Annotated in this window: 26 protein-coding genes and 1 tRNA gene; 23 read left to right on the top strand and 4 right to left on the bottom strand. The window is 59.8% G+C overall.

From position 1 onward, the window contains the following. Positions 1-210: 210 nt before the first annotated feature. Positions 211-405, bottom strand: coding sequence for a hypothetical protein (locus ABMC89_RS00005; protein WP_349563911.1), 195 nt, complete (start codon positions 403-405; stop codon positions 211-213). A 238-nt stretch (positions 406-643) separates the two neighbouring features. Here ABMC89_RS00005 and ABMC89_RS00010 point away from each other — a divergent pair, with 238 nt between their 5' ends. The 3 genes from ABMC89_RS00010 to ABMC89_RS00020 all read left to right on the top strand — a co-directional run bounded on the left by ABMC89_RS00010 (position 644) and on the right by ABMC89_RS00020 (position 4030). After that, complete coding sequence (locus tag ABMC89_RS00010; protein ID WP_349563913.1) at positions 644-1432, top strand: SDR family NAD(P)-dependent oxidoreductase; 789 nt, start codon at positions 644-646, stop codon at positions 1430-1432. 558 nt (positions 1433-1990) lie between these two features. Next, positions 1991-2509, top strand: a complete 519-nt coding sequence (locus ABMC89_RS00015; protein WP_349563915.1) for a hypothetical protein — start codon at positions 1991-1993, stop codon at positions 2507-2509. A gap of 450 nt (positions 2510-2959) precedes the next feature. After that, entirely contained in the window at positions 2960-4030 is a 1071-nt protein-coding gene (locus tag ABMC89_RS00020; protein WP_349563917.1) for an MBL fold metallo-hydrolase, read from the top strand. A gap of 28 nt (positions 4031-4058) precedes the next feature. Here ABMC89_RS00020 and ABMC89_RS00025 read toward each other — a convergent pair whose 3' ends face one another. Beyond that, positions 4059-5456 (bottom strand): phospholipase effector Tle1 domain-containing protein, encoded by a 1398-nt coding sequence (locus ABMC89_RS00025; protein ID WP_349563919.1) that lies wholly within the window; start codon positions 5454-5456, stop codon positions 4059-4061. A 199-nt stretch (positions 5457-5655) separates the two neighbouring features. Between ABMC89_RS00025 and ABMC89_RS00030 the strand changes: the two genes are divergently transcribed. Continuing rightward, positions 5656-6012 (top strand): hypothetical protein, encoded by a 357-nt coding sequence (locus ABMC89_RS00030; protein ID WP_349563921.1) that lies wholly within the window; start codon positions 5656-5658, stop codon positions 6010-6012. A gap of 105 nt (positions 6013-6117) precedes the next feature. Here the strand turns inward: ABMC89_RS00030 and ABMC89_RS00035 are convergent, their stop codons facing one another. Further along, complete coding sequence (locus tag ABMC89_RS00035; protein ID WP_349563923.1) at positions 6118-7068, bottom strand: LysR family transcriptional regulator; 951 nt, start codon at positions 7066-7068, stop codon at positions 6118-6120. Positions 7069-7285: 217 nt separating this feature from the next. Here ABMC89_RS00035 and ABMC89_RS00040 point away from each other — a divergent pair, with 217 nt between their 5' ends. From ABMC89_RS00040 to ABMC89_RS00125, 18 genes are all read left to right on the top strand, one after another. Further along, entirely contained in the window at positions 7286-8242 is a 957-nt protein-coding gene (locus tag ABMC89_RS00040; protein WP_349563925.1) for a VOC family protein, read from the top strand. Between the two features lie 8 nt (positions 8243-8250). Continuing rightward, positions 8251-8898, top strand: a complete 648-nt coding sequence (locus ABMC89_RS00045; protein WP_349563927.1) for an alpha/beta hydrolase — start codon at positions 8251-8253, stop codon at positions 8896-8898. Continuing rightward, the gene (locus ABMC89_RS00050; RefSeq protein ID WP_349563929.1) at positions 8895-9962 is read left to right on the top strand and encodes a maleylacetate reductase; all 1068 of its coding nucleotides are present in this window, start codon (positions 8895-8897) and stop codon (positions 9960-9962) included. Before ABMC89_RS00045 ends, ABMC89_RS00050 begins: the two co-directional genes overlap by 4 nt. 31 nt (positions 9963-9993) lie before the next feature. Continuing rightward, the gene (locus ABMC89_RS00055) at positions 9994-11274 is read left to right on the top strand and encodes an ABC transporter substrate-binding protein (protein WP_349563931.1); all 1281 of its coding nucleotides are present in this window, start codon (positions 9994-9996) and stop codon (positions 11272-11274) included. Positions 11275-11337: 63 nt separating this feature from the next. After that, on the top strand, positions 11338-12057 hold the full coding sequence (locus ABMC89_RS00060) for an ABC transporter ATP-binding protein (RefSeq protein WP_349563933.1): 720 nt from the start codon (positions 11338-11340) through the stop codon (positions 12055-12057). Then, complete coding sequence (locus tag ABMC89_RS00065) at positions 12054-12761, top strand: ABC transporter ATP-binding protein (protein ID WP_349563935.1); 708 nt, start codon at positions 12054-12056, stop codon at positions 12759-12761. Before ABMC89_RS00060 ends, ABMC89_RS00065 begins: the two co-directional genes overlap by 4 nt. Beyond that, entirely contained in the window at positions 12758-13621 is an 864-nt protein-coding gene (locus tag ABMC89_RS00070; RefSeq protein ID WP_349563937.1) for a branched-chain amino acid ABC transporter permease, read from the top strand. Before ABMC89_RS00065 ends, ABMC89_RS00070 begins: the two co-directional genes overlap by 4 nt. A gap of 11 nt (positions 13622-13632) precedes the next feature. Next, positions 13633-14679, top strand: a complete 1047-nt coding sequence (locus ABMC89_RS00075; protein ID WP_349563939.1) for a branched-chain amino acid ABC transporter permease — start codon at positions 13633-13635, stop codon at positions 14677-14679. A gap of 35 nt (positions 14680-14714) precedes the next feature. After that, complete coding sequence (locus ABMC89_RS00080; protein ID WP_349563941.1) at positions 14715-15269, top strand: nuclear transport factor 2 family protein; 555 nt, start codon at positions 14715-14717, stop codon at positions 15267-15269. A gap of 62 nt (positions 15270-15331) precedes the next feature. Then, a complete protein-coding gene (locus tag ABMC89_RS00085) occupies positions 15332-17116 on the top strand; it encodes an FAD-dependent oxidoreductase (RefSeq protein WP_349563943.1) in 1785 nt (594 codons plus the stop codon). Then, entirely contained in the window at positions 17113-17997 is an 885-nt protein-coding gene (locus ABMC89_RS00090; RefSeq protein WP_349563945.1) for an intradiol ring-cleavage dioxygenase, read from the top strand. The genes ABMC89_RS00085 and ABMC89_RS00090 overlap by 4 nt, the downstream gene beginning before the upstream one ends. Next, a complete protein-coding gene (locus ABMC89_RS00095) occupies positions 17969-18154 on the top strand; it encodes a 3-keto-5-aminohexanoate cleavage protein (protein WP_349563947.1) in 186 nt (61 codons plus the stop codon). The genes ABMC89_RS00090 and ABMC89_RS00095 overlap by 29 nt, the downstream gene beginning before the upstream one ends. Positions 18155-18207: 53 nt before the next feature. Further along, positions 18208-18807: an NAD(P)H:quinone oxidoreductase gene (gene wrbA / locus ABMC89_RS00100; RefSeq protein WP_349563949.1), complete on the top strand. Its 600-nt coding sequence runs from the start codon at positions 18208-18210 to the stop codon at positions 18805-18807. A 403-nt stretch (positions 18808-19210) separates the two neighbouring features. After that, a tRNA-Gly gene (locus tag ABMC89_RS00105) sits at positions 19211-19284 on the top strand. A 181-nt stretch (positions 19285-19465) separates the two neighbouring features. Beyond that, the gene (locus ABMC89_RS00110; RefSeq protein ID WP_349563951.1) at positions 19466-21268 is read left to right on the top strand and encodes an ABC transporter transmembrane domain-containing protein; all 1803 of its coding nucleotides are present in this window, start codon (positions 19466-19468) and stop codon (positions 21266-21268) included. 65 nt (positions 21269-21333) lie between these two features. Continuing rightward, on the top strand, positions 21334-21765 hold the full coding sequence (gene lysM, locus ABMC89_RS00115) for a peptidoglycan-binding protein LysM (protein ID WP_349563953.1): 432 nt from the start codon (positions 21334-21336) through the stop codon (positions 21763-21765). 203 nt (positions 21766-21968) lie between these two features. After that, complete coding sequence (locus tag ABMC89_RS00120) at positions 21969-23846, top strand: acyl-CoA synthetase (RefSeq protein WP_349563955.1); 1878 nt, start codon at positions 21969-21971, stop codon at positions 23844-23846. After that, positions 23843-24766 carry an alpha/beta hydrolase gene (locus ABMC89_RS00125; protein ID WP_349563957.1) on the top strand — a complete coding sequence of 308 codons (924 nt, stop codon included), beginning with the start codon at positions 23843-23845 and terminating at the stop codon, positions 24764-24766. Before ABMC89_RS00120 ends, ABMC89_RS00125 begins: the two co-directional genes overlap by 4 nt. A gap of 17 nt (positions 24767-24783) precedes the next feature. On the opposite strand, the gene ABMC89_RS00130 is transcribed toward ABMC89_RS00125, so the two are convergent. Continuing rightward, positions 24784-25620, bottom strand: coding sequence for an alkaline phosphatase family protein (locus ABMC89_RS00130; protein ID WP_349563959.1), 837 nt, complete (start codon positions 25618-25620; stop codon positions 24784-24786). A 130-nt stretch (positions 25621-25750) separates the two neighbouring features. Between ABMC89_RS00130 and ABMC89_RS00135 the strand changes: the two genes are divergently transcribed. Further along, on the top strand, positions 25751-26800 hold the full coding sequence (locus tag ABMC89_RS00135) for a sensor histidine kinase (protein WP_349563961.1): 1050 nt from the start codon (positions 25751-25753) through the stop codon (positions 26798-26800). The last annotated feature ends 9 nt before the right edge of the window (positions 26801-26809 follow it).

Here is a 26809-nt window from a genome sequence, read left to right on the forward strand (position 1 = left end):
CGACATCGTCTGATCCCCGACCGACTCCGCCCCCGACGCGAAACACCCGCCGCTCCCCGAAAGGGGGGCGGCGTTTGGCTTGGCAAACCGGCACAGGCCCTTGTGCGGTGCGGTGCTGGCCAGGACCGCGACAAATGCGTTGCCCAGACACCGTCACGTTGCTGTGCTCCGCTCGCCACTGTCCGCAGCGGCACAGGGATGGGTCAGACGTCAGTGCCGGGAAAACTTTGTCAAACTTGAGCTCGGTGCGGAGGCTATGAACTTTTGAATGATCGACGGGATGAATGGGCTCGCGAATTGCTCTTTAAAACGACAAGCAGCGCCCGTTTCCGGGGAGAGCTGCTTGGTGGAGAATCCTTCACCACGTTGCCCCAAATCGAAATCCTGATCGAAAAGTGTCGCCATTGAGATATGATCACATCGCAACGCGCCGAGGGCTACCGGAGGGCAATGCGCAAAATCACCGGCCCGATAGACCAAAGTCCGCGCATGCATTAACACTTGAACCGGACCAATCGACGGGGCAGTCCACTGGCGTAATTATGCTGCATAAACGGCAAGGCGGTGATGACGTCTGCGGAAACGGCTTCGCTCGCGAAACTGAATAATTGAAGCCACGACAAGAAGTGAGGAGGAGTATTCGATGACTGATCTGGACGGGCGCATCGCTTTGGTAACGGGGTCCGCCACGGGACTTGGTCGCTCAATCGCGGTCAAGCTTGCGGAACGTGGTGCGGATGTGATCATCAACTACTCACGTTCCTCTGCAGAAGCGGAAGAAGCCGCTGATCTGTGTCGGGCAGCGGGGTCGCAGGTCGAAGTCATCCAGGCGAACGTTGCCGATCCGGCGGGCTGCAAGGCACTCGCCGAGGCCGCCGCGCGGCGGGGGCGACTGGACATCCTTGTCAACAACGCAGGAATAACACGCCACGCGCGCGATCATTCCGATCTGGATGCCTTGTCCAAGGATGATTTCATGGACACCTACGAAGTCAACGTCGTCGGCCCTTTCATGATGCTGCAAGCGACCAAACCCCTTCTCGAAACGGCGCATCAAACCACAGGACGCGCCAGCGCTGTGCTCAACACCTCTTCCATCGCCGGTATCAAGGGCATCGGATCCTCCGTTGCCTATGCCGCCAGCAAAGGTGCGCTGAACACCATGACAGTTTCTCTGGCCCGTGCCCTTGCCCCGGCCATTCGTGTCAACGCCATCTGTCCGGGGTTCATCGGCACACGTTGGTTCAAGGACGCAATGGATGAGCAGGCATTCGAAAAGACGGTGCGCGCAGTCGAAGCAAAGGCCGCTCTGGGCGTTGCTTCGGGGCCGGATGACATTGCGGACGCCGCACTGTTTTTTGTGTCGGATGCATCACGCCACGTGACCGGTGAACTCCTGCTCGTCGATGCCGGGATGCATTTGAACCGATAGCCGTCATGATCCGGTTGGCCGTTTTTTGTCTAAAGCGAAGAGATAAAGAGCTTTCGGGTAGGTGAGGTGCCGTTATCGGCGCTTCCCTACCTGCATCTTGCGATCAGGCGCTTCGCTGCGGTCCTCAAAGAGCTGGATATTTGGGTATCGCGTTTCCTGCATACGGGGCAGTTTCTGGGACTGAAATGCCCCCTTGGAGGTCGCAGGTATCAGGTCGCGTGGTTCTGGTTTCGGCCCGCCACTGCTTGTTGGTGACACGATGGTTTGTCACTAGCCGGTTCTTCACGTTCACGGGACGCAGGTTGCATGCATCGCGGGGCGCACCGCCACGCGCCGAAACTCGCCCGGTACCGCTGGCATCTCGTGCAGTGGCACAGTTCTAGGAGCCAAGACGAAAGTACGTCCACACACACTTGTCTTCAGAGGTGCTCGGTGGCCTTTCAGCGGTCGGCTGCAGCAGCTTCAATCAACTCGCGAAAGCCAGCAATACGGAGGAAGCTGTCGTTGTCCACAGACGCCCAACTTGCGCGCATTCGAAAGTCCAGAGAATACTTGCCTATGACCAATTTTGAAAAACGTCTTGCGGCAATCATTGGAAGGCCGTCTACGCAAAGACCTTTTGTTTGCGACGGTCATCCATCGGATTGCTCGGTTTGGATCGTGGGCTACAACGCGGCAACGGAAGGAGGCGATTGGTGGCGCTTCTGGTCTTCTGAGGACGGCTTCGATCTTGCAGCATGGCGCAATGATTACAATGCTGAACGGGCAGAACGTGGCAAAGGAACTTCAGCAACGCGCCGCCGTATTGATCGCTTCAAAGCATCGGTACCCGATATATTGGAAACCAATATTTTCGCCACGCCATCAACCAAAATGACAAATATGCCAAAGAGTAATACAGAAGCATTTGATCTATTGCTGGCAGCGTTCAAACCCCGGGTAATCATTTCGCATGGCGTGCCATCAACAAGGTATCTTGAAGGCTGGACTGACGGAAAACTAATAACTCTTCCTCATCTGTCTCGGACTGGGTATGCAAAGGTTGATGACACCATAAACGAGCTTCGGTCAAACTAGACCGGTCTCAGCGCGAAATAGCGATTATTATCGCGAATTTCGTTAGCGGAAACTACGAGATCACCAAGCAAGAATGCCAAAGATATGTTCTCATCAAACCCAACTGGTTTGGTGTTTACACGTTTCTTGCAGCCTCCTGCGCGTTTTTGGGGGAGCTCGAAGAAGCAGGAAAGGCGGTTTCTCGACTGCTGGATATCATTCCGGGCTATACGCGAACCAAACACGAGGATCGGATGTGGCTACAGCGCGAGAGTGACAGGCAAAGGTTGCTTGAAGGTTTGGAACTGGCCGGGTTGCCCGAGTAGTGCGGCATGAAAGGCGTGCCGCCAACGATTGTTTGCCGGGCAGGGGCGGGTTGCTGAAACAGCCAACGACCGGCACCTATTGTCGATGTGATTGCGCTGAAACTGACTGATTAACGCTTATCGGATCGGGATGAAGATGTCTGTTATGAAAATACTCCGCTGGCTTGCAATCGCGTGCATATTTTCGGGATGTGCAAATTACGAAATCAGAACGGCCGCCCTGCAACCTGTTGAGCGATCCGAGCAGCCTTCCTCTCTGTCCGTTACTTTCCTTGGAACCACGTCTTTCTTGATTGAAACCTCGACTGAACAATTCTTGCTGGATGGGTATCTCAGCCGTTCTCGTCACCTGCTGACCCTCCCGATTCAGCCGTCGGCTGAACGCCTGGATCCCCTTTTGCATGACCTGTCGATCTGCAAGTCTGCGAGCGCCCGAAACCTGTCGGGCCAAAACGTAAATTGCCTCGTACCAGAACATCAGCGCCTGTCACTGGTGCTGACACTGCATGGCCATTACGACCACGTCATGGACGCCCCTTATATTGCTGGCTGGGCTGGGGCGCCTATGCTTTTGGACCAGTCTGCGGTGCCGCTTTGGAACGAAACCCGAAGAGTGACGCAAAACCGGGCCGAGGAATTCAACTGGCCTCAGGCGGAGGCCAGCCGGCTCTCACTTGGCGAATATGTAGGCTCTGACGCAGCACCGGTCCCGTTGGAGAGTATGAAGGTTCGTTTGTTCAAGACAGAGCATAACGAGAACCTTATTTCGGGCTTGATCGAAGACAGAACGCCGAGCAGTTTCCGGTTTCCCAGTCCCATCTGGGACATGGGTCTTGGTCATAACCTGTCGGTTTGGATCGAACACGATCGCAGAAGAATCCTGTTCGTTGGAAGCGCAGGAAAGATTGGGACGGTCTTTTCCGACGCAGATATCAAAGCTGATGTTGTCTTTCTGAGTATCGGCGGTCTGTCGCTGCGACCGCGTGAAGAGTGGGATGCGTATTGGTCGGATGTTGTCCGCGCGACCGGGGCCAAACGGGTCTATCTGACCCACTGGGACAATCATCAAAAACCGCTCGAAGCCCCTGACTACAGGCTCACGCCAACCGTTTTCGAGAACCATGACGCGGTTTACAAACACTTCAGGTTCCTCGCGGCGGAGGATCGGGTGGACATCGTGTTTGCGCCGGTGGCCGAACGTTTCGATCCGTTTTGAACCAGCCCTATACCCAATAGCGCGGCAATCAGTCGACGTATTCTATGTTGATCAACGGACAGCCATCTGATTTCGCGTCTTCAAGGTCGCTGATTTGTTTTTCGACGACCTTCCGGCTCAGCATTGGCAGCGCCTTTTTGGCAATTGGCTGCCGGTCCCTGCTTGTAATGGTTTTTCGAGCCTTCAGCCAGTGCTCGACAGACGTGTGTATTTTCACCTCGCAAGGCCGCCCGGACCCCGTGGACAACATCTCGGCATTGTCGAGTGGGGCGGTTACAGGCCGCTCCGCGGGTTGCACAAACAGGCTGACGGTACGCAGTTGCCGCTTGAACACCGTTTGGAAAAATAGATCTTGCCGCTCTGCGTCTTTCACGAAGTCCAGAGGTTGTTCATACACGCGCGCGTGCTTTGGAAACAGGGGCTGATTGTTCACACCAACATCGGCAGCTTTGCTCAACATCCAGTTCAGAGATACGCCCGACAGATAACCTAGATCCTCGGTTCCACCGATCTGCCCATGGTCGCCGGCAAACCAGACTTCCTCAACCCGATCAAAAAGCGCCTCCCGAACGCCAGGATCGCGTGCCCCTTCACAATCGCGGACCAGCCTGTTTCTGGTCATCAGGATCGGCGTATATGTTGTGGCCCTGTTGTCGTGTAGCGATACGGCGTGCAAAACTCTGTCCATATTGCAAATCTGGTCAGAGTACCGGTGATTGTATTCGTCCGGGTCTTGCGTGCCGTTGGGCAATCCCAGAGTTTCGACCGTATCCCACAAGCCGACGATGGAAAACCTGACGTCCTGATGCGCGCCGCTTGGCTTGACGTTGACCCCGTAGGCTTTGCGAACCGCTTTGGTGGCGCAGCGCCGAAGGGCGATCGACTCCTGTAGTCTATCCACGCCGGCGGTGCAGTCCCTTGCCGTTAGACCTCTTGCCGGAAATTTATAGGCGGTAAACAGATCAGACAAAAACTGTTCGCGTTCCTTTTGGGTCTTGAGTACCGAAAGATCGACCAATCCTACCGTGTGAACCAATCCGGCCAAAGCGCGCGCCGCGAATGCGCCCCTGGAGTATCCGTAAAGGTGGATGACATCCTCGGGCCGTTCATAGCTATCGGACAGAAACCCGTACGCCTCTTCAACATCGTTGCGAAATCCCAAGCCAGTACCAAGACCAATGGCGCCAGTCCTGTCCGCCCCTACACCGGACGTGTAGAAAACCGCATTGTCAGTTCGATCCTGATTGACGACGAGTTGATGAAGACGGCCCACATTTGTGGTCGAATTCAGATTGTTTCCCGTACCGTCGAAAAATATCGCCACGTTGATCGGGGTGCTGCGCGGTGAATGATCTGCGGGGTCTTGGCCATCGGTGGACCGCAGTAGAAGCATATCGTCGCCAGTCGGATTGTGGATCTTGGTCACGCCTCCGCATCCGAAAAGAACCAGTGAAAGGATTAATAAAATGATTTTTGGTCGCATGGTACGGTCTCAGCAGCTTTCTTTGGATTTAGGCTAGGAGGTTTTTTCCGCTCAGGAAAGTATAATCAGGATATGTGGAAAAGTGCGGGTATCTGCATCAACCGGATTATCAAAATGAAGAAACCTCAATTCCAAGGGGCCCATGTTTGAAATGCAGCGGCGCAGTTTTACCGTAACACCGACCCAAAGCGGGCATTTGCTGAAACGACGTCGCTTACAATTTTCCGTACGATTGGAAGATGAACTGGCGTGCCAAGGGTCGGGCAAATGGTGCTGGGGTATCCGCGTGGCGGGGAAGGGATCTGCGATTTCGTTCTTCTTGAAAACATCACAACCGATTTGCCTGCAATCTGCCTCAATCTGCAGCTTCCCAGCATTGCGCGAGAGGGAGCATTGTCCTGTGCGACAAATTCCATCTTCGATTCCGCAGCGAGAGCTTGTGCTGCGGAAAGTTGCAGAGCGCATCGATATGCTTGCCGAGGCCTCGGCCGCGCAATGAAGGATCGACTGTCAGTCGCGACCACGATGGCAAGATGGGTCGCCCAGGCACTGCGCGGGACATATCGGACTGGAACGTACAAGGCTTTCGGTTCTGCCGCCTGCCTTACGTGCCCCAAATCACCGAATTCTCGTGACGCAGGATGATGGCGCGCAAATCGTCAAAGGCCACGCCTATGAAACGTTGAAGTTTCTCCGACGCTGGCAAGACAGGCGCATCTTTCAGCCGCAGAAAACCCAGCGACCGGTCCGGCTGCGGGATCTTGATTGGTATCGTCCTGAACAGCCGCGACTGGCGGAAGGCGAACAGCACGCTTTGCGGCAGGACCGTCAACGCATCTGTTTCTTCCAGATAGTTCAGCACACTCATCAGGGATCCGCCCGTGTAGCGGACGTTGATCTTGCTCATGCCGATGGCCAGAAGAATTGAATGCAGGTCGGACAGCAGCGGCGAGCCGGGTAATGGTCCGATCCACGGATAGCGCAGCAGATCATTTGTCGTGACCGCCTTTTTCCCGAACAGGGGGTGCCTTGCGCGGGCGGCAACGACGTTTCTGCCCGGCAGGATCTGGGTAAATTGCAGCTCTGACCCGGCGTCGACCACGCCGAGCGGACAGACCGCCAGATCCAGTTGCCCCGATCGCAACCCCGCTTGGATTTCCGGGAGGTTCCCGTAGGACTGGTCAACGCGGATGTCCGGTTCCTGTTGTTGGAACTGGCCGATCATACGTGAAATAATCGCATCCATGAAGAAAGGGACACCGCCAAGGCGCACCGTGCCGGCAGAACCGGCCTGAAACCCGACGACGGCTTCTGATGCCTTGCGCCCTGCCTCCAGGATCACCTTGCCGCTCGCGGCCAGTTGCTGGCCGATGATTGTCGGCACAAGCGGCCTGCGCCCCGGCAGAAACAGCGGCTCACCGAGCCGCTTTTCAAGCGTCGATAATGTGCGCGAAACGGCTGGCTGGCTGAGGCCCAGCATCTTCGCCCCTTCCGTGACGCCGCCTGCCTCGACCACGGCGGCGAGTTGGGCCAGATGTCTTTCATCGATCTTCATAACAATATGTTATACCAGACTATAGTATTTCGATACTATCATATGATTGCGGTGCGCATAATTTTATCAGGAGGAGATTCGTTTGTTCATTATGTGAGCAAACGAGCGGTTGCGGTACGCACAAGGCGCTACCGTCATTCGTGTTCAAACCTCCCTTACAGAACTGACCGATCACAGACGGTCCCAAATAAAAACTGACGCTCTTGGAGGAGAGATCATGGCACAGATCAGTGGTTATCATCACCTAACGCTTAGCACACACGGCGTGCAGGAAGATTTCGACTTCTACACCAAGATGCTCGGGCTTTATTCAGTCAAGCGCACAGTGCTTTTCGACGGCGTGCTACCTGTCTATCACTTGTACTACGGGGCCAAGAACGGCGACGCATCGACGATCATCACGACCTTTCCGTTCAAAAAGCCCGGTATTTATGGCCGCCGTGGCTCGAACCAGTCAAAAATCGTCATGCAGGCCATTCCTGTCGGCGCGAGCGATTTTTGGGTGAATCGCCTGAATGAAATGGGCGTTACTGCCACCAAAACAACGCGCTTTGGCGCTGACCGCGTGGTCTTCGAACATCCCTGCGGCATTCCGCATGAACTGGTCGAAAACCCAAACGACAACCGCACACCGATCGCCAATGAAGCACAGGGCGTGAGCGCCGAACATGGCATCAAGGGGATTTACGGGGGTGCGGTGTCCGTCATGGACCGGTCGGCCATGGACGATTTCCTGACGATTGCGCTGCCCATGGAAAAGATCGCCGACAACCATGAAGGTCTGGCTTTTGCAGTGCCCACGAATGACGGTGCCAAGTCCATCGTCGAGGTGTTGCATGAACCCGAAGTGCCCCAGGGCACATGGACGCTGTCGGGGGGCACGATTCACCACCTCGCGCTGAACACCGGTGACGAAGAAAACCAGATGGCGCTGCGCGCGCATATCGAAGGATTGGGGTTCACGGATATTTCCGAACAGAAAGACCGGATGTACTTCAAGTCCTGCTATGTGCGCAGCCCCGGCGGTGCCTTGTTTGAACTGGCATGGACCGTACCCGAAGGTTGGGCCAAGGACGAACCGGCCGATGCAATTGGGCAGACGCTGGTGTTCCCGCCCTGGTTCGAAGATCGCCGCGCCGAGATGGAAGCTGGTCTCGAACCAGCCGAATTCTGAGCCCGATTATGGCGGAAACCATTTTTCGTGGGGCCAGTTCCGACGATGCAGAGGTAATCTGCATCGTCATACATGGACGCGGGCAGACACAGGCAGACATGATGGCATCGATTGTCGATCGTCTGTCACTGCCGAAGGTGCGTTTTGTCCTGCCCAAATCCGATGACGTCGGTTGGTATGCCGCCCGCGCCATTGATCCACTGACGGATGAGACATCCCGGGAACTGGAGGCGGCGATCGATGCGGTCTCTGAAGTGATCGCGCAAGCGAGGGCCGAAACGCCGGACCGTCCGCTCCTGCTCTGCGGGTTTTCCCAAGGCGCCTGTCTGGCGGTCGAACTCTTGATGCGCCAGCCTGAAATCGCTGATGCGGCGTGTTTGCTGACCGCCTGCCGGGTTGGCGCTGCAAGCGATAAGCTGCCGCAGGCGCGACTGACCGATTTGCCGGTATACGCCAGTTGCGGTGATGAAGATCCGTGGATCCCGGAAAATGCCTATCATCATATGCTGGGCGATCTCACCCGCGCAGGCGCGCGGATCCGTTCCGATCTCTTCCCCGGCAGACCCCATGAGGTGACGGACACAGAGATTGCAGTCATTTCTGACATGCTGGCCAATCTTGCGCAGAAGCGCCCATTGCTGGGGGCGGCTGTATGACGGGTCTCGGCGGTTTCGTCTTTCCGGGCATCCAGACCCGCGTGGTCTTTGGCCGTGGAACGCTTGCCAGTGTCGGTGAGGAACTTCTGGCGTTGGGGCATGAAAGCGCATTGGTGCTTTCCACTCCGCATCAGCTGAATCAGGCCGAAGCAGTCGCGGGCCATCTGGGAAAAGCTGCTGCGGGGCTGTTCACGCAGGCCGCGATGCATACGCCGGTTGACGTGACGGAAAGCGCCATCGAGGCCTTCCGAAAAAGCGGTGCAACCTGCGTGGTCGGGATCGGCGGCGGATCTACTGTCGGGCTGGCCAAGGCTATCGCCACGCGTACGGGGGCCGATCAGATCGTGATCCCGACCACCTATGCCGGATCTGAAATGACCGACATTCTGGGAGAAACGACCGACGGCGAAAAAACGACCCGCCGCGATGCATCCATCCGGCCCGAGGTCGTAATCTATGATGTTGACCTGACACTCAGCCTGCCCGTGGACATGACTGTCACCTCGGCGCTGAATGCGATCGCCCATGGCATCGAAGGGCTTTATGCCGCCGACGCCAATCCGATCACGGATATGATGGCGCTGGACGCGATGCGGGCGTTCAAGGATGCGCTGCCGGATGTTGTCAGAGACATGAACGACGCCGAGGCCCGATCCAAGGTGCTGTATGGTGCATGGTTGTGTTCCACGGCGCTTGGGTACGTGTCCATGGCGCTGCATCACAAGCTTTGCCATGTTCTTGGCGGGTCTTTTGGCCTGCCGCATGCGGACACCCATGCGATCATGTTGCCCCATACTGCCGGTTTCAATGCGGTCGCCGTGCCGGACAAGCTTGCCCCTGTGGCCGAGATTTTCGGTGGCAGCGTCGGTGGGGGCTTGTGGGATTTCGCCAAGGCCCATGGCGCGCCACTCAGGCTCGCGGATCTGGGGTTCAGCGCGGACGACCTTGACCGGGCCGCCGAAATCGCAACGCGCAATCCCTACGACAACCCCCGTGCGTTTGACCGCTCCGATATCCGAGACTTACTGGAGGCCGCGTGGGAGGGGACGCGTCCCGATAACTAGGAATACGAAAATCACAGAGGGAGGAACTCAGATGATTACACGGCGCAAATTGATCAAGACAGCCACCGCAACCGGACTTCTGGCAGGTGCATCTGGGCTGGCGATGCCGGCGATTGCGCAGGGCAGGGCGGTCCGCATCGGCTATGTCAGCCCGCAAACCGGGCCGCTTGCCGGTTTCGCAGAGGCTGACAGCTTTACCATCGACATGTTCAACCGCGTGATGGCCGAACAGGGCATCGCGGTCGAGGTGATTGTCAAAGACAGCCAGTCGAACCCGAACCGCGCCGCATCGGTCGCGCAGGAACTCATCATCGACGACGAGATTGATTTAATGCTGGTGGCGTCGACGCCGGAAACCACGAACCCTGTCGCCACGGTCTGCGAGGGCGAAGAAATTCCTGTGATCTCCACCAAAGCCCCGTGGCAGCCGTTCTTCATCGGCCAGCAGGGCAATCCGGGGAATCCGTCGTCCTGGCAGCCGTTCGAGTTCGCTTACCACTATTTCTGGGGGCTCGAGGACGTCATCGGCGTGTTCACGAATATGTGGAACCAGCTGGACACCAACAAACAGGTGGGTGGGCTGTTTCCCAACGATGCGGACGGCAACGCATGGGGTGATCCAAATGTCGGCGTCGCGCCCGGCTTTGCGGCTGCAGGCTATGATACGGTCGATCCGGGCCGGTATCAGAACCTGACCGATGATTTCAGTGCGCAGATCAACGCCTTCAAGGCCGCCAACGCAGAGATCGTCACCGGTGTGGTCATCCCGCCGGACTTCACCACGTTCCGCAATCAGGCGATCCAGCAGGGGTTCAGCCCGAAGGCGATCACCGTTGCCAAGGCGATCCTGTTCCCGCAGTCGGTCGAGACCTTGGGGGAGGCCGGGCACAATCTGTCGTCAGAGGTGTGGTGGTCGGCCAGCCATCCGTTCACATCGTCGCTGACCGGTGAAAGCTGTGCCGATCTGGCCGCCGGGTTCACCGATGCGACGGGGCGCCCCTGGACCCAGCCGATCGGGTTTGTTCATTCGCTGTTTGAAATGGCGGCGGACGTGATCAAGCGGGCCGATGATCCGACCGATCCGGAGAATGTCGTGGAAACGATCCGCGCCACCGATCTGGATACGATGGTTGGCAAGATCGCCTGGAACGGCGAAGGCGTCCCACCCTTCGCCGCGCAAAACGTGTGCAAGACACCGCTCGTAGGGGGGCAGTGGCGGCGGCAGGAAGACGGGTCGTTCGAGCTTGTCGTTGTCGATAACACCACCGCCCCCAACATTCCGACCGGTGGCGTCATGGAAGCGCTCAGCTAGCGCTCGAACCAGCGGGCCCCGCGTGTTCTGCGCGGGGCCGGCACCTCATCCTGAAAGCGGCCCATGACTATTCTGTCCTTGCAAAATGTATCGAAATCCTTCGGGGCCCTGACGGTCACCGACGACGTCAGCTTTGACGTGCCGCAGGGCGAGGCCTTGGGCATCATCGGACCGAATGGCGCGGGCAAATCAACGCTCTTCAACCTGATTACCGGCAACATTCCGGCAGATCGGGGTCGCATTGAATTCGACGGCATAGATGTGACCAACGTGTCGCCGATGCAAAGATGTCTGACGGGGGTCGGGCGGTCCTTCCAGATCCCGCAGCCGTTCTCACAGTTGACAGTGTTCGAAAACCTCGTCGTGGCCGCGACCCACGGCCGCAATCTGTCAGAACGAGAAGTGACGGATGACTGCGCCGCGATACTGGAGCGGACCGAGTTGATGGACCGCGCAAATGCCTCTGCCGGATCCCTGAGCCTGTTGCAGCGCAAGCGGTTGGAGCTGGCCCGCGCGATGGCGACCCGCCCCAGGCTTTTGCTGCTCGACGAGATCGCGGGCGGGCTGACCGAGGCGGAGTGTCAGGCCCTGATCCAGACGATCCGCGCCATCCACGCCGAAGGGGTCACGATCATCTGGATCGAACATGTCCTGCATGCGCTCAATTCCGTGGTCGAACGTCTGTTGGTGCTGGATTTCGGCAAGATCATCGGTCTGGGCGAACCGGCGGCGATCATGGACAGCCGCGAGGTCAAGGAAATCTACCTGGGGATCGACATATGAGCCTGCTGGAGACCCGCAACCTGACCGCGCATTACGGTGACTTTCAGGCCCTTTTCGGCGTCGATATCACCCTGAACGAGGGAGAGACCATCGCCATCATCGGCGCGAACGGGGCAGGCAAGACTACCCTGATGCGGTCCATCGCCGGCGTGTTGACCAATGCGCCTGAGATGGTTGCGTTTCAATCCGGTCCGATCGGCGCGCGTCCAGCGAATGAGATACTAGGCCTCGGGATCGCGATGGTGCCCGAGGGGCGCAAGCTCTTTCCGTCCCTCAGTGTCGAGGAAAATCTGCTGATCGGGGCCCACAGCCGGAAGGTTGATGGTCATTGGACGTTGAACACAGTTTACGAGTTGTTCCCGATCCTGCGTGAAAAACGCAGCGCCCCCGGCACCTCGTTGTCGGGTGGTCAGCAACAGATGGTGGCCATCGGGCGCGCACTGATGAGCAACCCGCGTGTGCTGCTCTGCGACGAGATCAGCCTTGGCCTTGCCCCGGTGGTCATCCGCGACATCTACAAGGCGCTCCCGCAGATCCAGAAGTCAGGCGCCTCGGTGATCGTGGTTGAGCAGGATATCGGGCAGGCGATGAAAGTCGCTGACCGGGTCTATTGTATGATGGAAGGCCGCATCACGCTGACAGGCACGCCCGATCAACTGAGCCGTCAGGCCATTCACGACGCCTATTTTGGAGCAACAGTATGATTTGGCTTGATACAATCGTGCAGGGCATTCTTCTGGGAGGGCTCTACGCGCTTTTCGCCGCCGGGCTCAGCCTTGTATTCGGGATCATGCGGCTGGTGAATCTGGCCCATGGCGATTTGATCGTTCTGGGGGCCTACATCATTCTGCTGGTTGTATCCTTTCTTGGGATCAACCCCTTTCTGGCCGCGGCCATCGCGATGCCGGTGATGTTCGCATTCGGCTGGATCTTGCAGCGTGTCGTGCTCAACCGGGTGTTGGGAGAGGATATTCTGCCACCCCTGTTGGTGACTTTTGGTCTGTCCATCGTCTTGCAGAACGTCTTGTTAGAGGGGTTTTCGGCCGACAGCCAAAGGGTCGGTGCAGGGGCGCTTGAAACCGCATCGGTGGATTTGGGGCCGGTGACGCTGGGTGTGATGCCGGTTCTGACCTTTGCGTCGGCCATTCTGGTGATCGTCGCGCTGAACCATTTGTTCTACCGCACGGCCCTTGGTCGCGCGTTTCGGGCCACGTCGGACGATCCGGTGACCGCAAGCCTGATGGGGATTAAACCTGCCAGCGTCTTTGCCACAGCGACAGGCATCGCGATGATCGTCGTGACGATTGCGGCGCTCTATCTGGGAATGCGCGCGAATTTCGACCCCACGATTGGTCCTGCGCGGCTTATCTACGCGTTCGAGGCCGTCATCATCGGCGGCCTTGGGTCCCTTTGGGGGACGCTCGTCGGGGGGACCATCATCGGGGTGGCGCAGACCGTTGGAGCGGCCGTCAACCCTGAATGGCAGATCCTCGCGGGTCACGTCGCGTTTCTGGTGGTGTTGCTGTTCCGGCCGCGCGGGCTGTTCCCGCGTGCTTATGACTGAAGGGTATGGGGATGGCTAATCAATCGCGCTATCTGGTCGAGACCAGGACGAAGGCATCTCAAGCGGCTGGTATTGCCGGTCTAATCCTGTTGGCCGTGGCCTTTGCGATGCCGATCTTTGCAAGCCGCAGTCTGATACAGGATTTGTTCTTCATCCTGACGATGCTGACGCTGGCGCAATTCTGGAACCTGCTTGCGGGCTATGGCGGGTTGGTCAGCGTTGGTCAGCAGGCCTTTGTCGGGCTGGGCGCCTACGCGCTTTTCGGGGCGGCGATCCTGTGGGGCATGGACCCGGTGCTGGCGCTTCTTCTGTCGGGGGTTGCTGCCGTCATCGTCGCTGTGCCCACAGCCTTCTTCGCATTCCGTTTGCAAGGGGCGTATTTCGCGATCGGCACTTGGGTCGTGGCTGAAGTCGTGCGCCTGTCCGTGGCGCAATGGAAAACTGTGGGCGGGGGGACAGGCACATCCCTGCCACGGGAGGCGCGCGATTTTCTTGGGGTCGAATGGGTCGAGGCCGCGTTCGACGTGCGCGCCAGTGCCGCGCGGGACATCGTCACCTACTGGCTGGCGCTGGTATTGGCGTTGCTGACCATCGGGGGCATCTACTGGCTTTTGCGCACCAAACGCGGGCTGGCGTTGGCTGCGGTGCGCGACAATATCGAAGCCGCCAAATCCGTCGGCGTGGACGCGGTGCGGATGAAGTGGCAGGTGTTTCTGGTTTCCGCCTTCGGGACCGGTGTCGCCGGTGGCCTGATCTATCTGCAAAAATCCCGGATCAGCCCGGATGCCGCCTTCAGCGTCACGGACTGGACCGCCTATGTGATTTTCATCGTCGTGATCGGCGGCATCGGCACGATCGAAGGGCCGATCATCGGCGTGCTGGTGTTCTTTGTCCTCCAGCGTTTTCTGGCAGATTTCGGCAGTTGGTATCTGATGATCCTCGGCGGTCTGGGGATCGTCGTGATGCTCTTCGCGCCACGCGGCCTCTGGGGGCTGATTTCGGATAAATCAGGCATCCAGTTGTTTCCCATCAGGCGCACGCTCCGGCGGCCGCGGTGACCGTTATTCACACAACAACCAAGGAGGAGACTGCAATGACCGATGACATGAAAGAAATCGACAGCACGGACCGTCGTGCACTGATTGTTGGCGCCGCAACCTTGGCTGTCGCGGCAGGTGTTTCCGGCCCTGCCACAGCGCAGGATGCTGCGGAGGACGCCCGCAAGGCGGTCGCCGAAAGCTATCTCAAGGCGTTGGATGCCGGCGGCGTGTCGCCAACCACAGGGCTGGGCCTGTTCGATCACTTCGCCCAAGACGCCGAGGTCTATTTTCCGAAGTGGGGCATCGCCCGCGGCATGGACGAAATTGTGCAGATGTTCTCGGATGTCGGCGGAACGCTGAAGTCCATCACCCACCACTACGAGGGGTTCAACTGGTACATGACCGGCACCGACCGCTTTGTCGTCGAGGGAACAAGCGAAGGGCAGCATCGCGATGGCCCGTGGAGGGCAGACGAGGTCAAATGGGGCGCGGGCCGTTGGTGTGACTGCTTCGAGGTAACCGACGGCAAGATCACCCGCCTGTTCATCTATCTCGACCCAGACTACGCGGGCCGGGATACAGAGCGTTACGACTGGATTGACGCCTAATAATTCCGTGCCACCGGCCGGGTTCCGGAACCGGTGGCACTTGTACCATCAGGGAGACTTTCATGGCTGATATGGAAACAGATGTATTGATCATCGGGACGGGACCTGCCGGATCAGCGAGTGCGGCGCTCTTGTCGACCTACGGGATCGAGAACATCGCTATCAACCGCTATCGCTGGCTGGCCAACACGCCGCGCGCCCACATCACCAACCAACGCACGATGGAGGTGTTGCGCGATCTGGGCCGCGAGGTCGAGACGGAGGCCTACATGCATGCCACCGAGCAGGAGCTCATGGGCGAGAACGTGTTCTGCGAAAGCCTCGCTGGCGAGGAAATCGGACGGATGAAGAGCTGGGGAACACATCCGATGTCCAAGGCCGAGCATCTACTGTCCTCGCCCACTTTCATGAACGATCTGCCCCAAACCTATATGGAACCCTTGCTGTTCACGACCGCTGCCAAACGCGGCAGCCAGACCCGGATGAGCACAGAGTATCTGAGCCACGTACAGGACGCCGATGGCGTCACTGCGACCGTGCGCGACCGTCTTACCGGGCAGGAACTGACGATCCGTGCCAAATACCTGATCGGCGCGGATGGCGGCAATTCTTTGGTCGCCGAGAATGAGAATCTGCCGATCGAAGGCCAGATGGGCGTAGGCGGGTCGATGAACATTCTGTTCAAGGCGGACCTTACGAAATACGTCGCCCACCGCCCGTCGGTTTTGTACTGGGTCATGCAACCCGGTGCCAATGTCGGCGGGATCGGCATGGGATTGGTCCGGATGATCCGGCCGTGGAACGAATGGTTGATCGTCTGGGGCTATGACATCAACGAGCCCGCACCGGACGTCACACCAGAATATGCAACCGAGGTCGCCCGCCAGCTGGTTGGCGATCCGGAGCTCGAGATCGAATTGTTGAGCGCCAATACCTGGACCGTCAACAACGCCTACGCCACGCAGATGCAAAACGGTCGCGTGTTCATCATGGGGGATGCCGCACACCGGCACCCGCCCTCGAATGGGCTCGGTTCGAACACCTCGATTCAGGATGCGTTTAATCTGTGCTGGAAACTGGCGGCTGTCCTGAAGGGGCAGGCCGGCCAAGGTCTGCTGGACAGCTATACCGCAGAGCGCGCCCCTGTCGCGAAAAAGATCGTGACCCGCGCGAACCAATCGATCGGGGAGTTTGGTCCGATCTTCGACGCACTTGGCCTGACAGGATCGGTGGATCCGGTGAAGATGCAGCAAAACATGGACGCAAGGACCGAAGCGAATGCGGCGGCCGAAAAGCAACGCGCCGCGCTGCGCGAGGCCATCGCCTTCAAGAAGTACGAGTTCGACTGCCACGGTGTCGAGATGAACCAGCGCTACAGCTCAGATGCCGTGGTCACCGATGGGCAGCTGGAGCCCGCGTTTTCGATGGACGAGGAACTGCACTATCACCCGACCACCTGGCCGGGCGCACGGTTGCCGCATGTCTGGGTGTTCACGTCCCAAGGGCAGAAGGTCTCGACGCTTGACCTTGCGGGGCACGGTGCCTTTTCGCTGCTCACCGGGATTGGCGGTGAAGCGTGGGAAGACGCAGCCCGTGCAATCAGCGCCGAGCTTGGTGTGACCGTGAATGTCCATTTGATCGGCCCCCGCCGCGCCATTCAGGATCATACAGGCGATTGGGCGCGTGTGAGCGAAATCCGCGACAGCGGCTGTATCTTGGTGCGCCCGGATCACCACGTCGCATGGCGTGCGGACGAGATGGTCAAGGATCCGGAAACCGAACTGCGCCGGGTGCTGACGACAATTCTGCAACCGGGAGAAGCCCAGGATATCAGAGGTGCCGCATGAGCAATCCCACAGAACAAGGCTATTTCACCGAGGAAAATTCTGCTGAGGTCGTCGTCAGCCGGAATGCAAAGGCCAAGGACGCTCGGCTGGCGGAGGTGATGTCGTCGATTATCAAGCACCTTCACGCTATGGTCAAAGAAGTGGAGCCAACGCAGGAAGAATGGCTCGAAGCCATCAAGTTCCTCACCGAAACCGGCCATAAAAGCGATGACTGGCGGCAGGAATTCATCCTTCTGTCCGATGTGCTGGGGGTGTCGATGCTGGTGGATGCAATCAACAACCGCAAGCCGTCCGGTGCTTCAGAAAGCACCGTGCTGGGTCCGTTCCACGTGCCCGACGCGCCGGATCGGCCCATGGGGTCGAACATCTGCCTCGACGGCAAAGGCGAGAAGATGCTGGTAAAGGGCCGGATCCTTGACGTTGATGGCAACCCGATCGCGGGCGCCAAGATTGATGTCTGGCAGACCAATGACGACGGATTCTATGACGTTCAGCAAAAAGGCATACAGCCCGATTTCAACCTGCGCGGTGTGTTCAGAACAGGTGACGACGGGACCTATTGGTTCTGGGGCGCCAAGCCGCGCTTCTATCCCATCCCGGATGACGGTCCGGTCGGCAGGCTTCTTGGCCAGCTTGGCAGGCATCCGTTTCGACCTGCGCACCTGCACTATATTGTCGAAGCTGACGGGTATGAGCGGCTTGTGACGCATATATTCGATCCCGACGACGACTATATTCACTCCGATGCGGTCTTCGGGGTCAAGGAATCGCTGATGGCAAAATTCGAAAAGATCGAAGATCCCGGTCGGATCGTAGCCGAAGGCGTTGATGGCCCATTCTACGAAGTCATTCATGACTTCGTGCTGGCGCCAGAGAAATGACCACGCCTGCACCGGACTAAAGGACAATGTGCAACTCGACAAACATGCTCTCGCACCATGCAGCGCCGCCGTTGTAGGGCGGTGCGTGTCCTCGTGCGAGCCATACCAACGGCCCGTTGCAGATGCTGCAACGGCTCGACAACTTCCCGGGCTGTGAGCCTGGATCAAAGAACGCGTTCGCTTTCCCAAAACCTCTGAAAGGATATGAAAATGACCAAAGTACTCGTGCTCTATTATTCGTCTTACGGCCACATCGAAGCCATGTCTGAAGCGGTTGCCAAAGGTGCAGCCGAGGTGGATGGCGTGGATGTGGTGATCAAGCGCGTGCCCGAAATCATGACAGACGAGCAGACCTCCGCTGCCGGGTTCAAGACGGATCAGGCAGCTGAAGTCGCCACAGTCGATGAATTGCCCGACTACGATGCAATTATTGTCGGAACACCAACGCGCTTCGGCAACATGGTCTCGCAGATGCGAAGCTTTTGGGACCAGACAGGAGGGCTCTGGGCAGGGGGCAAGCTGATTGGCAAAGTGGGTTCGGTCTTCACTTCGACAGGCACCGGCGGCGGCTCTGAAACCACGATCACATCGTCATGGAACAATCTGGTCCATCACGGCATGGTGATTGTCGGTCTGCCTTACTCCTCGTCGGAACTCATGGATATCTCTGAAGTGCGCGCCGGATCGCCCTATGGGGCCGCAACGATCGCGGGGCCCGACGGATCGCGGATGCCCAGCGAGAAAGAGCTGAAACTGGCGGCAGATCAGGGTCGGCATGTCGCGACAATCGCGACGAAACTTGCGAGCTAAATTTTGCGAATGGGCCATCCCGGCGTGAGGCGCCGGGATGGCTTGAGCCGCGATCGAGTGCAGGGCCGTGAAGATGCCTCTGCCAAACCAGTCCGGTTTCTTCATTTTGCTCAGGGCGCACGAACATGCCCCTGTTCGGCGAGTCCCCCTTGGCTATATCGCCCAATGCTCCGCAAAGCGCACTGATGCGGATGCATGCACAAACGCAGCGAACGCAACTTTTACCCTGCGCGCCTGACCTCCCGGCGCTGATGCATTGCGCCCCTGCAGCGAAGGTCCAGAATGCGGAAGCCCTCGGTCGGCTAAGAGCTTGAGGCCGCCCCTCGATACGCTCACATACCACTTGGCTGGCCAGCTGTACTTGACGCCTCCATAGGTATGAAATACTAACTGAATTCGTTGAGCGGGCGTTGTGTAATGGTAAGACCTCAGCCTTCCAAGCTGATGATACGGGTTCGATTCCCGTCGCCCGCTCCAGACCACTCCGACACATTGGACAGCATCCATTCCGACCCCGACGCAGGGGCCGTTGCGGCCTGTGTCGGGGCGTCTATGCCGTCGCGCGCGGGACGGAAGGGACGCCTGCGACCTTCGCTGCGCTTGACCCTTGCCAGCCGGTGCGCCAAGTAGCGCGGGCAAAACCCAACGAGGAGCGCGCATGGCCCGTTCGCCCACGCTGCCGAACACACAGTCAGAAGAGCGCGAGAAATCGCGCCAGATAAGCGCGCTGCGTGCGCTGATGCCGTTCCTGCGGCCCTACCGGGGCCTGCTGGTCGCGGCGATGGCGGCACTGGTCGTCACGGCGATCATATCGCTGACGCTACCCCTGGCTGTGCGCCGTGTGGTGGACAACTTCGAAACGGCGGAAATCGCGCTTCTGGACCAGTATTTTCTGGCCGCGCTGGGCATTGCGGGGCTTCTGGCGATCGGCACCGCGCTGCGCTACGCCCTGGTCACACGGTTGGGCGAAAGGGTCGTGGCAGACATCCGCAAGGCCACCTTCGACCGCGTCATCTCGATGAGCCCGGTGTTCTTCGAGAAGATCATGACCGGTGAGGTCCTGAGCCGGATCACCACAGACACCACCCTCATCCTCAGCGTCATCGGCTCGTCCGTCTCCGTTGCATTGCGCAACGTGCTCATCTTCTTCGGCGGGATGGCGTTGATGCTTCTGACCTCTCCCAAGCTGACGGGGCTGGTCTTGCTGATCGTGCCGCTTGTCGTGTTTCCGATCCTGATCATGGGGCGTCGTTTGCGGGTGCTGAGCCGTGAAAACCAGGACTGGATCGCGGCGTCTTCCGGCAACGCCTCAGAAAGCCTCGGTGCGGTACAGACGGTACAGGCCTTCACGCACGAGGCGGCAAGCCGCGCCCAGTTCGCGCAGATGACCGAAAGCTCCTACCGCGCGGCGCGGGCGCGGATCCGCACGCGGGCATTTCTGACCACGATCATCATCTTTCTCGTCTTCTCGGGCGTGGTTGGTGTGCTCTGGGTCGGGGCGCGGGATGTGCGCGCCGGTGACATGACACCGGGCATGTTGGTGCAGTTCCTGATCTACGCGATTCTGGTCGCCGGTGCCGTCGCGGCGCTGTCGGAAATCTGGTCCGAACTCCAGCGCGCCGCCGGCGCGACCGAACGTCTGGTCGACCTGCTGGAGGCGCGCGATGCCGTCGTCGACCCTGCCAACGCGCAGAGGCTTGCGGCGCCCGTGCGCGGCCATATCCAGTTTCACAACGTGGCGTTCAACTATCCTGCGCGGCCCGAAATCCCGGCGCTGGATGGCATCACGCTGGACATCGCACCGGGAGAGACGGTTGCCTTTGTGGGCCCGTCCGGTGCGGGCAAGACCACGATCATCCAGATGATCCTGCGGTTCTACGATCCGCAATCGGGACGGATCACATTTGATGGCGTCGATCTGACGGCCCTTTCGCGGCCCGAGCTGCGCAGCCACATCGCGCTTGTGCCGCAGGATCCGGTGATCTTCGCGGCGTCGGCGCGGGAAAACATCCGCTTCGGCCGCCCCGACGCCACCGACGCCGAGATCGAAGCGGCGGCGCAAGCGGCTGCGGCAGACGGTTTCATCCGCGCGCTGCCCGATGGCTACGACAGCTACCTTGGTGAGCGCGGTGTCATGTTGTCGGGTGGCCAGAAACAGCGCATCGCAATCGCCCGCGCCATCCTGCGGGACGCGCCGGTGTTGCTGCTGGACGAGGCGACAAGCGCGCTGGACGCCGAAAGCGAACGTGCCGTGCAGGCCGCTGTCGAAGACCTCAGCGCCGGGCGCACCACCTTGATCGTCGCGCACAGGCTTGCCACGGTAAAGAAGGCGGACAGGATCGTCGTGCTGGACGCGGGCAGGGTCGTCGATGAGGGAACGCACGATGCGCTGGTGGCGAAGAACGGCCTCTACGCGCGGTTGGCGCGGTTGCAATTCACCGACGGGCTCGCCGCAGAGTAGAAGGCGCTTGCCTTGCCCTTTGCGGACGGCGAACATCGCGCATCATTCCAAACAGGGAGAGTGTGATGGGATTGTGGAGTTTCGTAAAAGGCGCGGGCAAGAAGGTTTTCGGCGGCGATGACGATGCCGAGGTTACGGGTGCCGCCCTTCAGGACGAGTTGAAGGATCTCGGGCTTGAGGCCGAGGGGCTGGACATCACCGTCGAAGGCGACAAGGTGAAGGTCAGCGGCAAGGCTGCCAGTCAGGAGATACGCGAGAAAGTGATCCTTGCGGTCGGAAACGTCGAAGGTGTGGCAGAAGTCGAAGACGACATCGAAGGCGGCACGGGCGATCCGGTTTTCCATACGGTCGAAAAAGGCGATACGCTTTGGGCGATTGCGGAAAAGACGCTCGGCAACGGCGCGAAATACGAAAAGATCTTCGAGGCGAACAAGCCGATGCTGTCGCACCCGGACAAGATTTATCCCGGTCAGGTGCTGCGTATTCCGGTCGCCTGACAGCGCTCTTTCGCGCGGTGCAGCCGTCACCGCGCGAACAGGTCACTTACGGTCGCTGGGCGTTAGCGCTCGCACGTCCGCGGGGAGGGCGATGACGTTGCGTAGCCTGCCAGCGATCGCTTGTATTTCGCCTGATGAAACTGCATCTTTCGTCAATATAAACGTAAAAGCCGCAACCAAGCGGCCCCGGGGGAGGAGACACCATGGGATTTTCAGGAATTGCCGATCGTGATGCGATCGAGGCGGAATGCGCGTGGGAAGATCGCGATCTGCCAAAAACACTCTACGGCGTGCTGGCCAACACGACGTCGAAATTTCCAAACCATAACGCGATCAGCTACCAGCTGTTTTCGGGGCCGACGGACCCTGCCGAAACGCTGACGTGGCAGCAGTTCCACGACAAGAGCGTCCAGACGGCGAACCTGTTCCGCTCGCTCGGCGTGGGGCCGACCGATGTCGTGGCCTATGTACTGCCGAACGCCAATGAAACCGCGCTGAGCCTCGTGGGCGGTGCAATCGCGGGCATCGTGAACCCGATCAACCCGCTGCTCGAAGCCGAACAGATCGGCGCGATCCTGCGCGAGACCAATGCCAAGGTCGTCGTGACCCTGCGGCCCTTCCCCAAAACCGACGTCGCCGAAAAAACGGCCGAGGCCGTGGCGCTTGCTCCGAACGTCAAGACCGTGCTCGAAGTTGACCTTCTGCGCTATATCACCGGTCTGAAAAAATTCATCATCCCGATGATCCGCCCCAAGCGGAACACTCAGAACCAGGCGACGTACAAGAACTTCAACGAGGAAATCAACAAGCAGCCCAAGACGCTCCAGTTCGAGGACCCGCAGGAAGACCGCGTGTGCTGTTATTTCCATACCGGTGGCACCACCGGCATGCCGAAAGTCGCGCAGCACAAGTATTCCGGCGTCATCTACAATGGCTGGACCGGCGCGCGGCTGCTCTATACCGAAAACGACGTGGCCATGTGCCCGCTGCCGCTGTTTCACGTCATGGCCTGCCACGCGGTTTTCATGGGCGTCATCTATTCCGGTGCGCATATCATCTTCCCGACGCCGCAGGGCTATCGCGGCGAAGGAGTGTTCGACAATTTCTGGAAGCTGGTCGAGCGCTGGAAGGTCACGTTCATCATCACGGTGCCCACGGCCATCTCCGCCAAGATGCAGCGCCCGATCAACGCCGATGTCTCCAGCGTGAAAACCGCCTTCTCGGGCTCTGCGCCGCTGCCGGTAGAGCTGTTCCGCCGCTTCGAGGAAGCAACCGGCGTCAGCATCGTCGAAGGCTACGGCCTGACCGAGGCGACGGTTCTGGTGTCCGGCAACCCCACCGACGGGCTGAAGAAGATCGGTTCTATCGGGGTCGAGTTTCCCTATTGCAAGGTACGCATCATCAAGGAAACCGCCGATGGCCACGCCGATTGTGACGTCGACGAGATCGGCGAGATCTGCGTCAGCAACCCCGGCGTCTATCCCGGCCACACCTATACCGAGGCGGACAAGAACAAGGACCTCTACTATGACGGCAAGTTCCTGCGCACCGGCGACCTGGGGCGCAAGGACGAAGACGGCTATATCTGGATCACGGGCCGCGCCAAGGATCTGATCATCCGCGGGGGCCACAACATCGACCCCGCCGAGATCGAAGAGGCGCTTCTGGGTCACGACGCGGTGGCCTTTGCAGGGGCCATCGGCCAGCCGGATGCCCACGCGGGCGAGGTGCCCTGCGCCTTCGTCGAACTGGTGGAGGGCGCGTCGGTCACCGAAGCTGAGCTTCTGGAGTTCGCCAAGTCCAAGGTTCAGGAACGCGCGGCGCATCCCAAACACATGACGATCATGAAAGAACTGCCCAAGACCGCGGTCGGCAAGATCTTCAAACCCGATCTGCGCCGCCACGCGATCAACCGTGTCTTCAACGAAGAGCTTGAGGCTGCGGGCGTACCGGCGCGCGTCGATCATGTCATCGATGACAAGAAACGGGGTCTTGTGGCGATCATCGCGATGAACGGCGCCGACGAGAAAGCCGTCGGCGGTGTTCTGGGCGGGCATGTCTTCAAGTGGGAACCCGCTTGAGCGGACCGGACTATGGCGCGCTCCTCGATGCCGAGGTGCGCGCCTATATCGCGCGGGGGGCGGAGTTCTATCCCCCCGGCGCAGTCGGACTGACGATCGAAGATCAGCGCGCGACCTACGATGCGATGTGCGCAGCGTTTCACGCGGGCCGCCCCGAGGGTGTCCGCACACAGGACGAGACATGGGGCGGCGTTGCCTGCCGCCGCTACGAAAGCGGGACCAGCGATGTCACGGTGATCTACTACCACGGCGGCGGTTTTGTCGTGGGCGGCCTGCACAGCCACGATGACGTCTGTGCCGAGCTTTGTGCCCGGACCGGATACCGCGTGATCTCGGTCGATTACGGTCTGGCACCCGAAGTGGTCTTTCCCGGCTGCTACAATGACGCGCGCGCGGCCTTCACCGCGATCCAGACCGCCTTTTCCGGCCCTGTGGTGATGGTGGGCGACAGCGCTGGCGGCAATCTGGCCGCGGCGGTGACCCACGGCGCGCGGGCGCGGGTGACCGGTCAGGTGCTGATCTATCCCGGTCTGGGCGGGGACCGCACGCGGGGCAGCTATGTCACCCACAGCCACGCGCCGGAACTGACCGTGCAGGATATGGAATTCTACCAGACCGTCCGCACCGGCGGGGCCGCGCCACCGGTCGGTGACCCGCGCTATGCACCGTTGCAGGACAGCGATTTCAGCGCCCTGCCGCCTACGGTGATCGTTACGGCGCAATGTGATCCGCTGTCCTCGGACGGCGAAAGCTACCGCGATGCGATCCTCGCAGCCGGGGGGCGGGCCGTCTGGTTCGAACACGCCGGTCTGGTGCACGGCTGCCTGCGGGCCCGCACCATGAGCCGCCGCGCCGCCGCATTCTTTGACCGGATTGTCGACGCCACGCGGGCGCTGGGGCAGGGGGAGTGGCCCTACTGACCGCGCGCGACGCGGCGTCAGGTCAGGAAAGGGGCGGCCTTCATCGTGTCGGGGATCGGTGCGCCGAGCCGGTCCAGAATGGTCGGTGCAAGTTGCAGCTGGTCGATCACGTCATCGGCGCCTGGCCCTTGCGCATCGCCGAAGTAATACAGCGCCGCCTCTTGCTGGAGCGCACCGCGCCCTCCGTGGTGGCCGCGTTCGTCCTGTCCGTGATCGGCGGTCACGATGATTTCGTAGCCCGCCTTGCGCCACTGGCGGATGAAGGGCGCCAGCATTTCGTCCATCACGGCGCAGGCATGATCCATTTCCTGACAGTCGTGGAAATACCGATGCCCCATACTGTCCAGCGTGCAGGTATGCAGCATGCCGTAGTCCAGATCGAACCGCTGGCACAGGTTGGTCAGCGTCGCGAACAGATCGACGTCGGACGGGGTCATCTGGTTGACCAGACCGTAGCCGGTCATCGTGTGAAAACGCCCGTGATTGATCGTGTCGCTGTCCGGCTCGTCGTATTCGATGTCGCGGACGTAATCGAACGGCGCGCGGTTGAAGAATTCCGACCAGAAGCTGTGGGCCACCGCGCCGGTCACGCCGCCACCCTTGCGCACCTGCGCAAAGACATCGGGATGATCCAGCCGGAAGACATTGCCGTTGCCGGTGCACCCGTGTTCGGCAGGCGCGACACCTGTGTGGATGGACGCATAGCACGAGGCCGAGATCGAGGGCAGCACGGCGCGCACCTTCCAGACCCGCGCATCGCCGCTGTCGACCCACCCTTCGAGGTTGCCGAACAGCCTGCGCCAGTTGCGCCATGGAACCCCGTCCAGAATGATCAGAAGCAGCTTGCGTTTCATTCCCGTCTCCTTCGGATTTTTGCGCAGTTGACCTGAACCGGCCACCGGACGCAAGTTGACGTAATGCGACAGGGCCCATTCAATCGCTTTGAGAATTGCTGCGTCGCTGCTATGTATGGTTGTAAGGGGGATGCGTGCCGATTTCGGCCCGCGTACGGAGACATCACGGGTGACCAACAACGACAGCGGACGTGCCACCGGTCTCAGCGATGCTGACTACAGGCGCCATTTCAGATCACTTCCGGCGCAGCTGATCATTCTGGACCGCGACCTGCGGGTGACGGACGCAAACGATACTTTCGTGGACAATACCATCGGTGACCGTGACGCCCTGATCGGGGCCTATGTGTTCGATGTGCTTCCGTCACCGGACAACCTGCGCGAACCGATCGAAACAGCATTGCGCGCGGCGCTGGAGGGGGAGGAGACGCATGTCGAGGAGTTGTATTATCCGGTGCCCGACCCCGATGCCGGCCCGGGCGCTGTGCGCGATGTCTGGTGGCGTGCCACCCACCGCCCCTTGCGCGACACCGACGGCAACATCACCCATGTCGTCCAATTTGCCGAACCGATCACCGAACGGATCCGCGCGCAAAAGCTGAGCGCTGCCATTCTGGACGAACTCGAACACCGGATCGGCAACCTGATGGCGCTGGTGCTGACCATCGCCAAGCGCATCGGCCGCGCCTCCGGTGATTTCGACAGTTTCATGCCCCGCTTCGAGGCGCGCGTGATGTCGCTGGCCGCCACGCAGAAGCTGCTGACCGGCGAAAACTGGCGTCAAGTCACAATGCAGGAGCTTGCAGAGAAACATCTCGCGCCCTACCGCTCTGCGTCGGCAAGCTCTGAGATCGTCATGCGCGGTCCGCGCCTGAACGTGACCGCGCCGCAGGCGCAGGCGATCTCGATGGCGCTGCACGAGCTGACGACAAACTCCGCGAAATACGGCGCGCTTGCGACGGCGGGGGCGATTCTGGAAATCGAATGGTCCGGCGTGCCGGAAGAGGATTTTCGCCTTGAGTGGAAGGAAACCGGCCTCTCGCTTGGCGCACCGCCCACCCGCACCGGCTTTGGCAGCGAGATCCTGACCACGATCTTTCCCGCCCAGATGTCCGCCGACGCGCACAAGCACATCGACGGCAGCAGCTTTACCTACATGCTGGAAACCGCGCCGCGCTAGAGGGGCCGG

Source organism: Sulfitobacter sp. HNIBRBA3233, assembly GCF_040149665.1.
In the GTDB taxonomy this organism is placed as follows: Bacteria; Pseudomonadota; Alphaproteobacteria; order Rhodobacterales; family Rhodobacteraceae; genus Sulfitobacter; species Sulfitobacter marinivivus.

Excerpts from the sequence above, each read along its gene's own strand:
- ABMC89_RS00045 (WP_349563927.1), top strand. The coding sequence starts at position 8,251 with ATGGCGGAAACCATTTTTCGTGGGGCCAGTTCCGACGATGCAGAGGTA.
- ABMC89_RS00065 (WP_349563935.1), top strand. The coding sequence starts at position 12,054 with ATGAGCCTGCTGGAGACCCGCAACCTGACCGCGCATTACGGTGACTTT.
- ABMC89_RS00070 (WP_349563937.1), top strand. The coding sequence starts at position 12,758 with ATGATTTGGCTTGATACAATCGTGCAGGGCATTCTTCTGGGAGGGCTC.
- ABMC89_RS00095 (WP_349563947.1), top strand. The coding sequence starts at position 17,969 with ATGACTTCGTGCTGGCGCCAGAGAAATGACCACGCCTGCACCGGACTA.
- ABMC89_RS00060 (WP_349563933.1), top strand. The coding sequence starts at position 11,338 with ATGACTATTCTGTCCTTGCAAAATGTATCGAAATCCTTCGGGGCCCTG.
- lysM (WP_349563953.1), top strand. The coding sequence starts at position 21,334 with ATGGGATTGTGGAGTTTCGTAAAAGGCGCGGGCAAGAAGGTTTTCGGC.
- ABMC89_RS00050 (WP_349563929.1), top strand. The coding sequence starts at position 8,895 with ATGACGGGTCTCGGCGGTTTCGTCTTTCCGGGCATCCAGACCCGCGTG.
- ABMC89_RS00055 (WP_349563931.1), top strand. The coding sequence starts at position 9,994 with ATGATTACACGGCGCAAATTGATCAAGACAGCCACCGCAACCGGACTT.
- ABMC89_RS00110 (WP_349563951.1), top strand. The coding sequence starts at position 19,466 with ATGGCCCGTTCGCCCACGCTGCCGAACACACAGTCAGAAGAGCGCGAG.
- ABMC89_RS00015 (WP_349563915.1), top strand. The coding sequence starts at position 1,991 with ATGACCAATTTTGAAAAACGTCTTGCGGCAATCATTGGAAGGCCGTCT.
- ABMC89_RS00010 (WP_349563913.1), top strand. The coding sequence starts at position 644 with ATGACTGATCTGGACGGGCGCATCGCTTTGGTAACGGGGTCCGCCACG.
- ABMC89_RS00020 (WP_349563917.1), top strand. The coding sequence starts at position 2,960 with ATGAAAATACTCCGCTGGCTTGCAATCGCGTGCATATTTTCGGGATGT.
- ABMC89_RS00035 (WP_349563923.1), bottom strand. The coding sequence starts at position 7,068 with ATGAAGATCGATGAAAGACATCTGGCCCAACTCGCCGCCGTGGTCGAG.
- ABMC89_RS00135 (WP_349563961.1), top strand. The coding sequence starts at position 25,751 with ATGCGTGCCGATTTCGGCCCGCGTACGGAGACATCACGGGTGACCAAC.
- ABMC89_RS00040 (WP_349563925.1), top strand. The coding sequence starts at position 7,286 with ATGGCACAGATCAGTGGTTATCATCACCTAACGCTTAGCACACACGGC.
- ABMC89_RS00005 (WP_349563911.1), bottom strand. The coding sequence starts at position 405 with ATGGCGACACTTTTCGATCAGGATTTCGATTTGGGGCAACGTGGTGAA.
- ABMC89_RS00075 (WP_349563939.1), top strand. The coding sequence starts at position 13,633 with ATGGCTAATCAATCGCGCTATCTGGTCGAGACCAGGACGAAGGCATCT.
- ABMC89_RS00090 (WP_349563945.1), top strand. The coding sequence starts at position 17,113 with ATGAGCAATCCCACAGAACAAGGCTATTTCACCGAGGAAAATTCTGCT.
- ABMC89_RS00085 (WP_349563943.1), top strand. The coding sequence starts at position 15,332 with ATGGCTGATATGGAAACAGATGTATTGATCATCGGGACGGGACCTGCC.
- ABMC89_RS00080 (WP_349563941.1), top strand. The coding sequence starts at position 14,715 with ATGACCGATGACATGAAAGAAATCGACAGCACGGACCGTCGTGCACTG.
- ABMC89_RS00120 (WP_349563955.1), top strand. The coding sequence starts at position 21,969 with ATGGGATTTTCAGGAATTGCCGATCGTGATGCGATCGAGGCGGAATGC.
- wrbA (WP_349563949.1), top strand. The coding sequence starts at position 18,208 with ATGACCAAAGTACTCGTGCTCTATTATTCGTCTTACGGCCACATCGAA.
- ABMC89_RS00030 (WP_349563921.1), top strand. The coding sequence starts at position 5,656 with ATGTTTGAAATGCAGCGGCGCAGTTTTACCGTAACACCGACCCAAAGC.
- ABMC89_RS00130 (WP_349563959.1), bottom strand. The coding sequence starts at position 25,620 with ATGAAACGCAAGCTGCTTCTGATCATTCTGGACGGGGTTCCATGGCGC.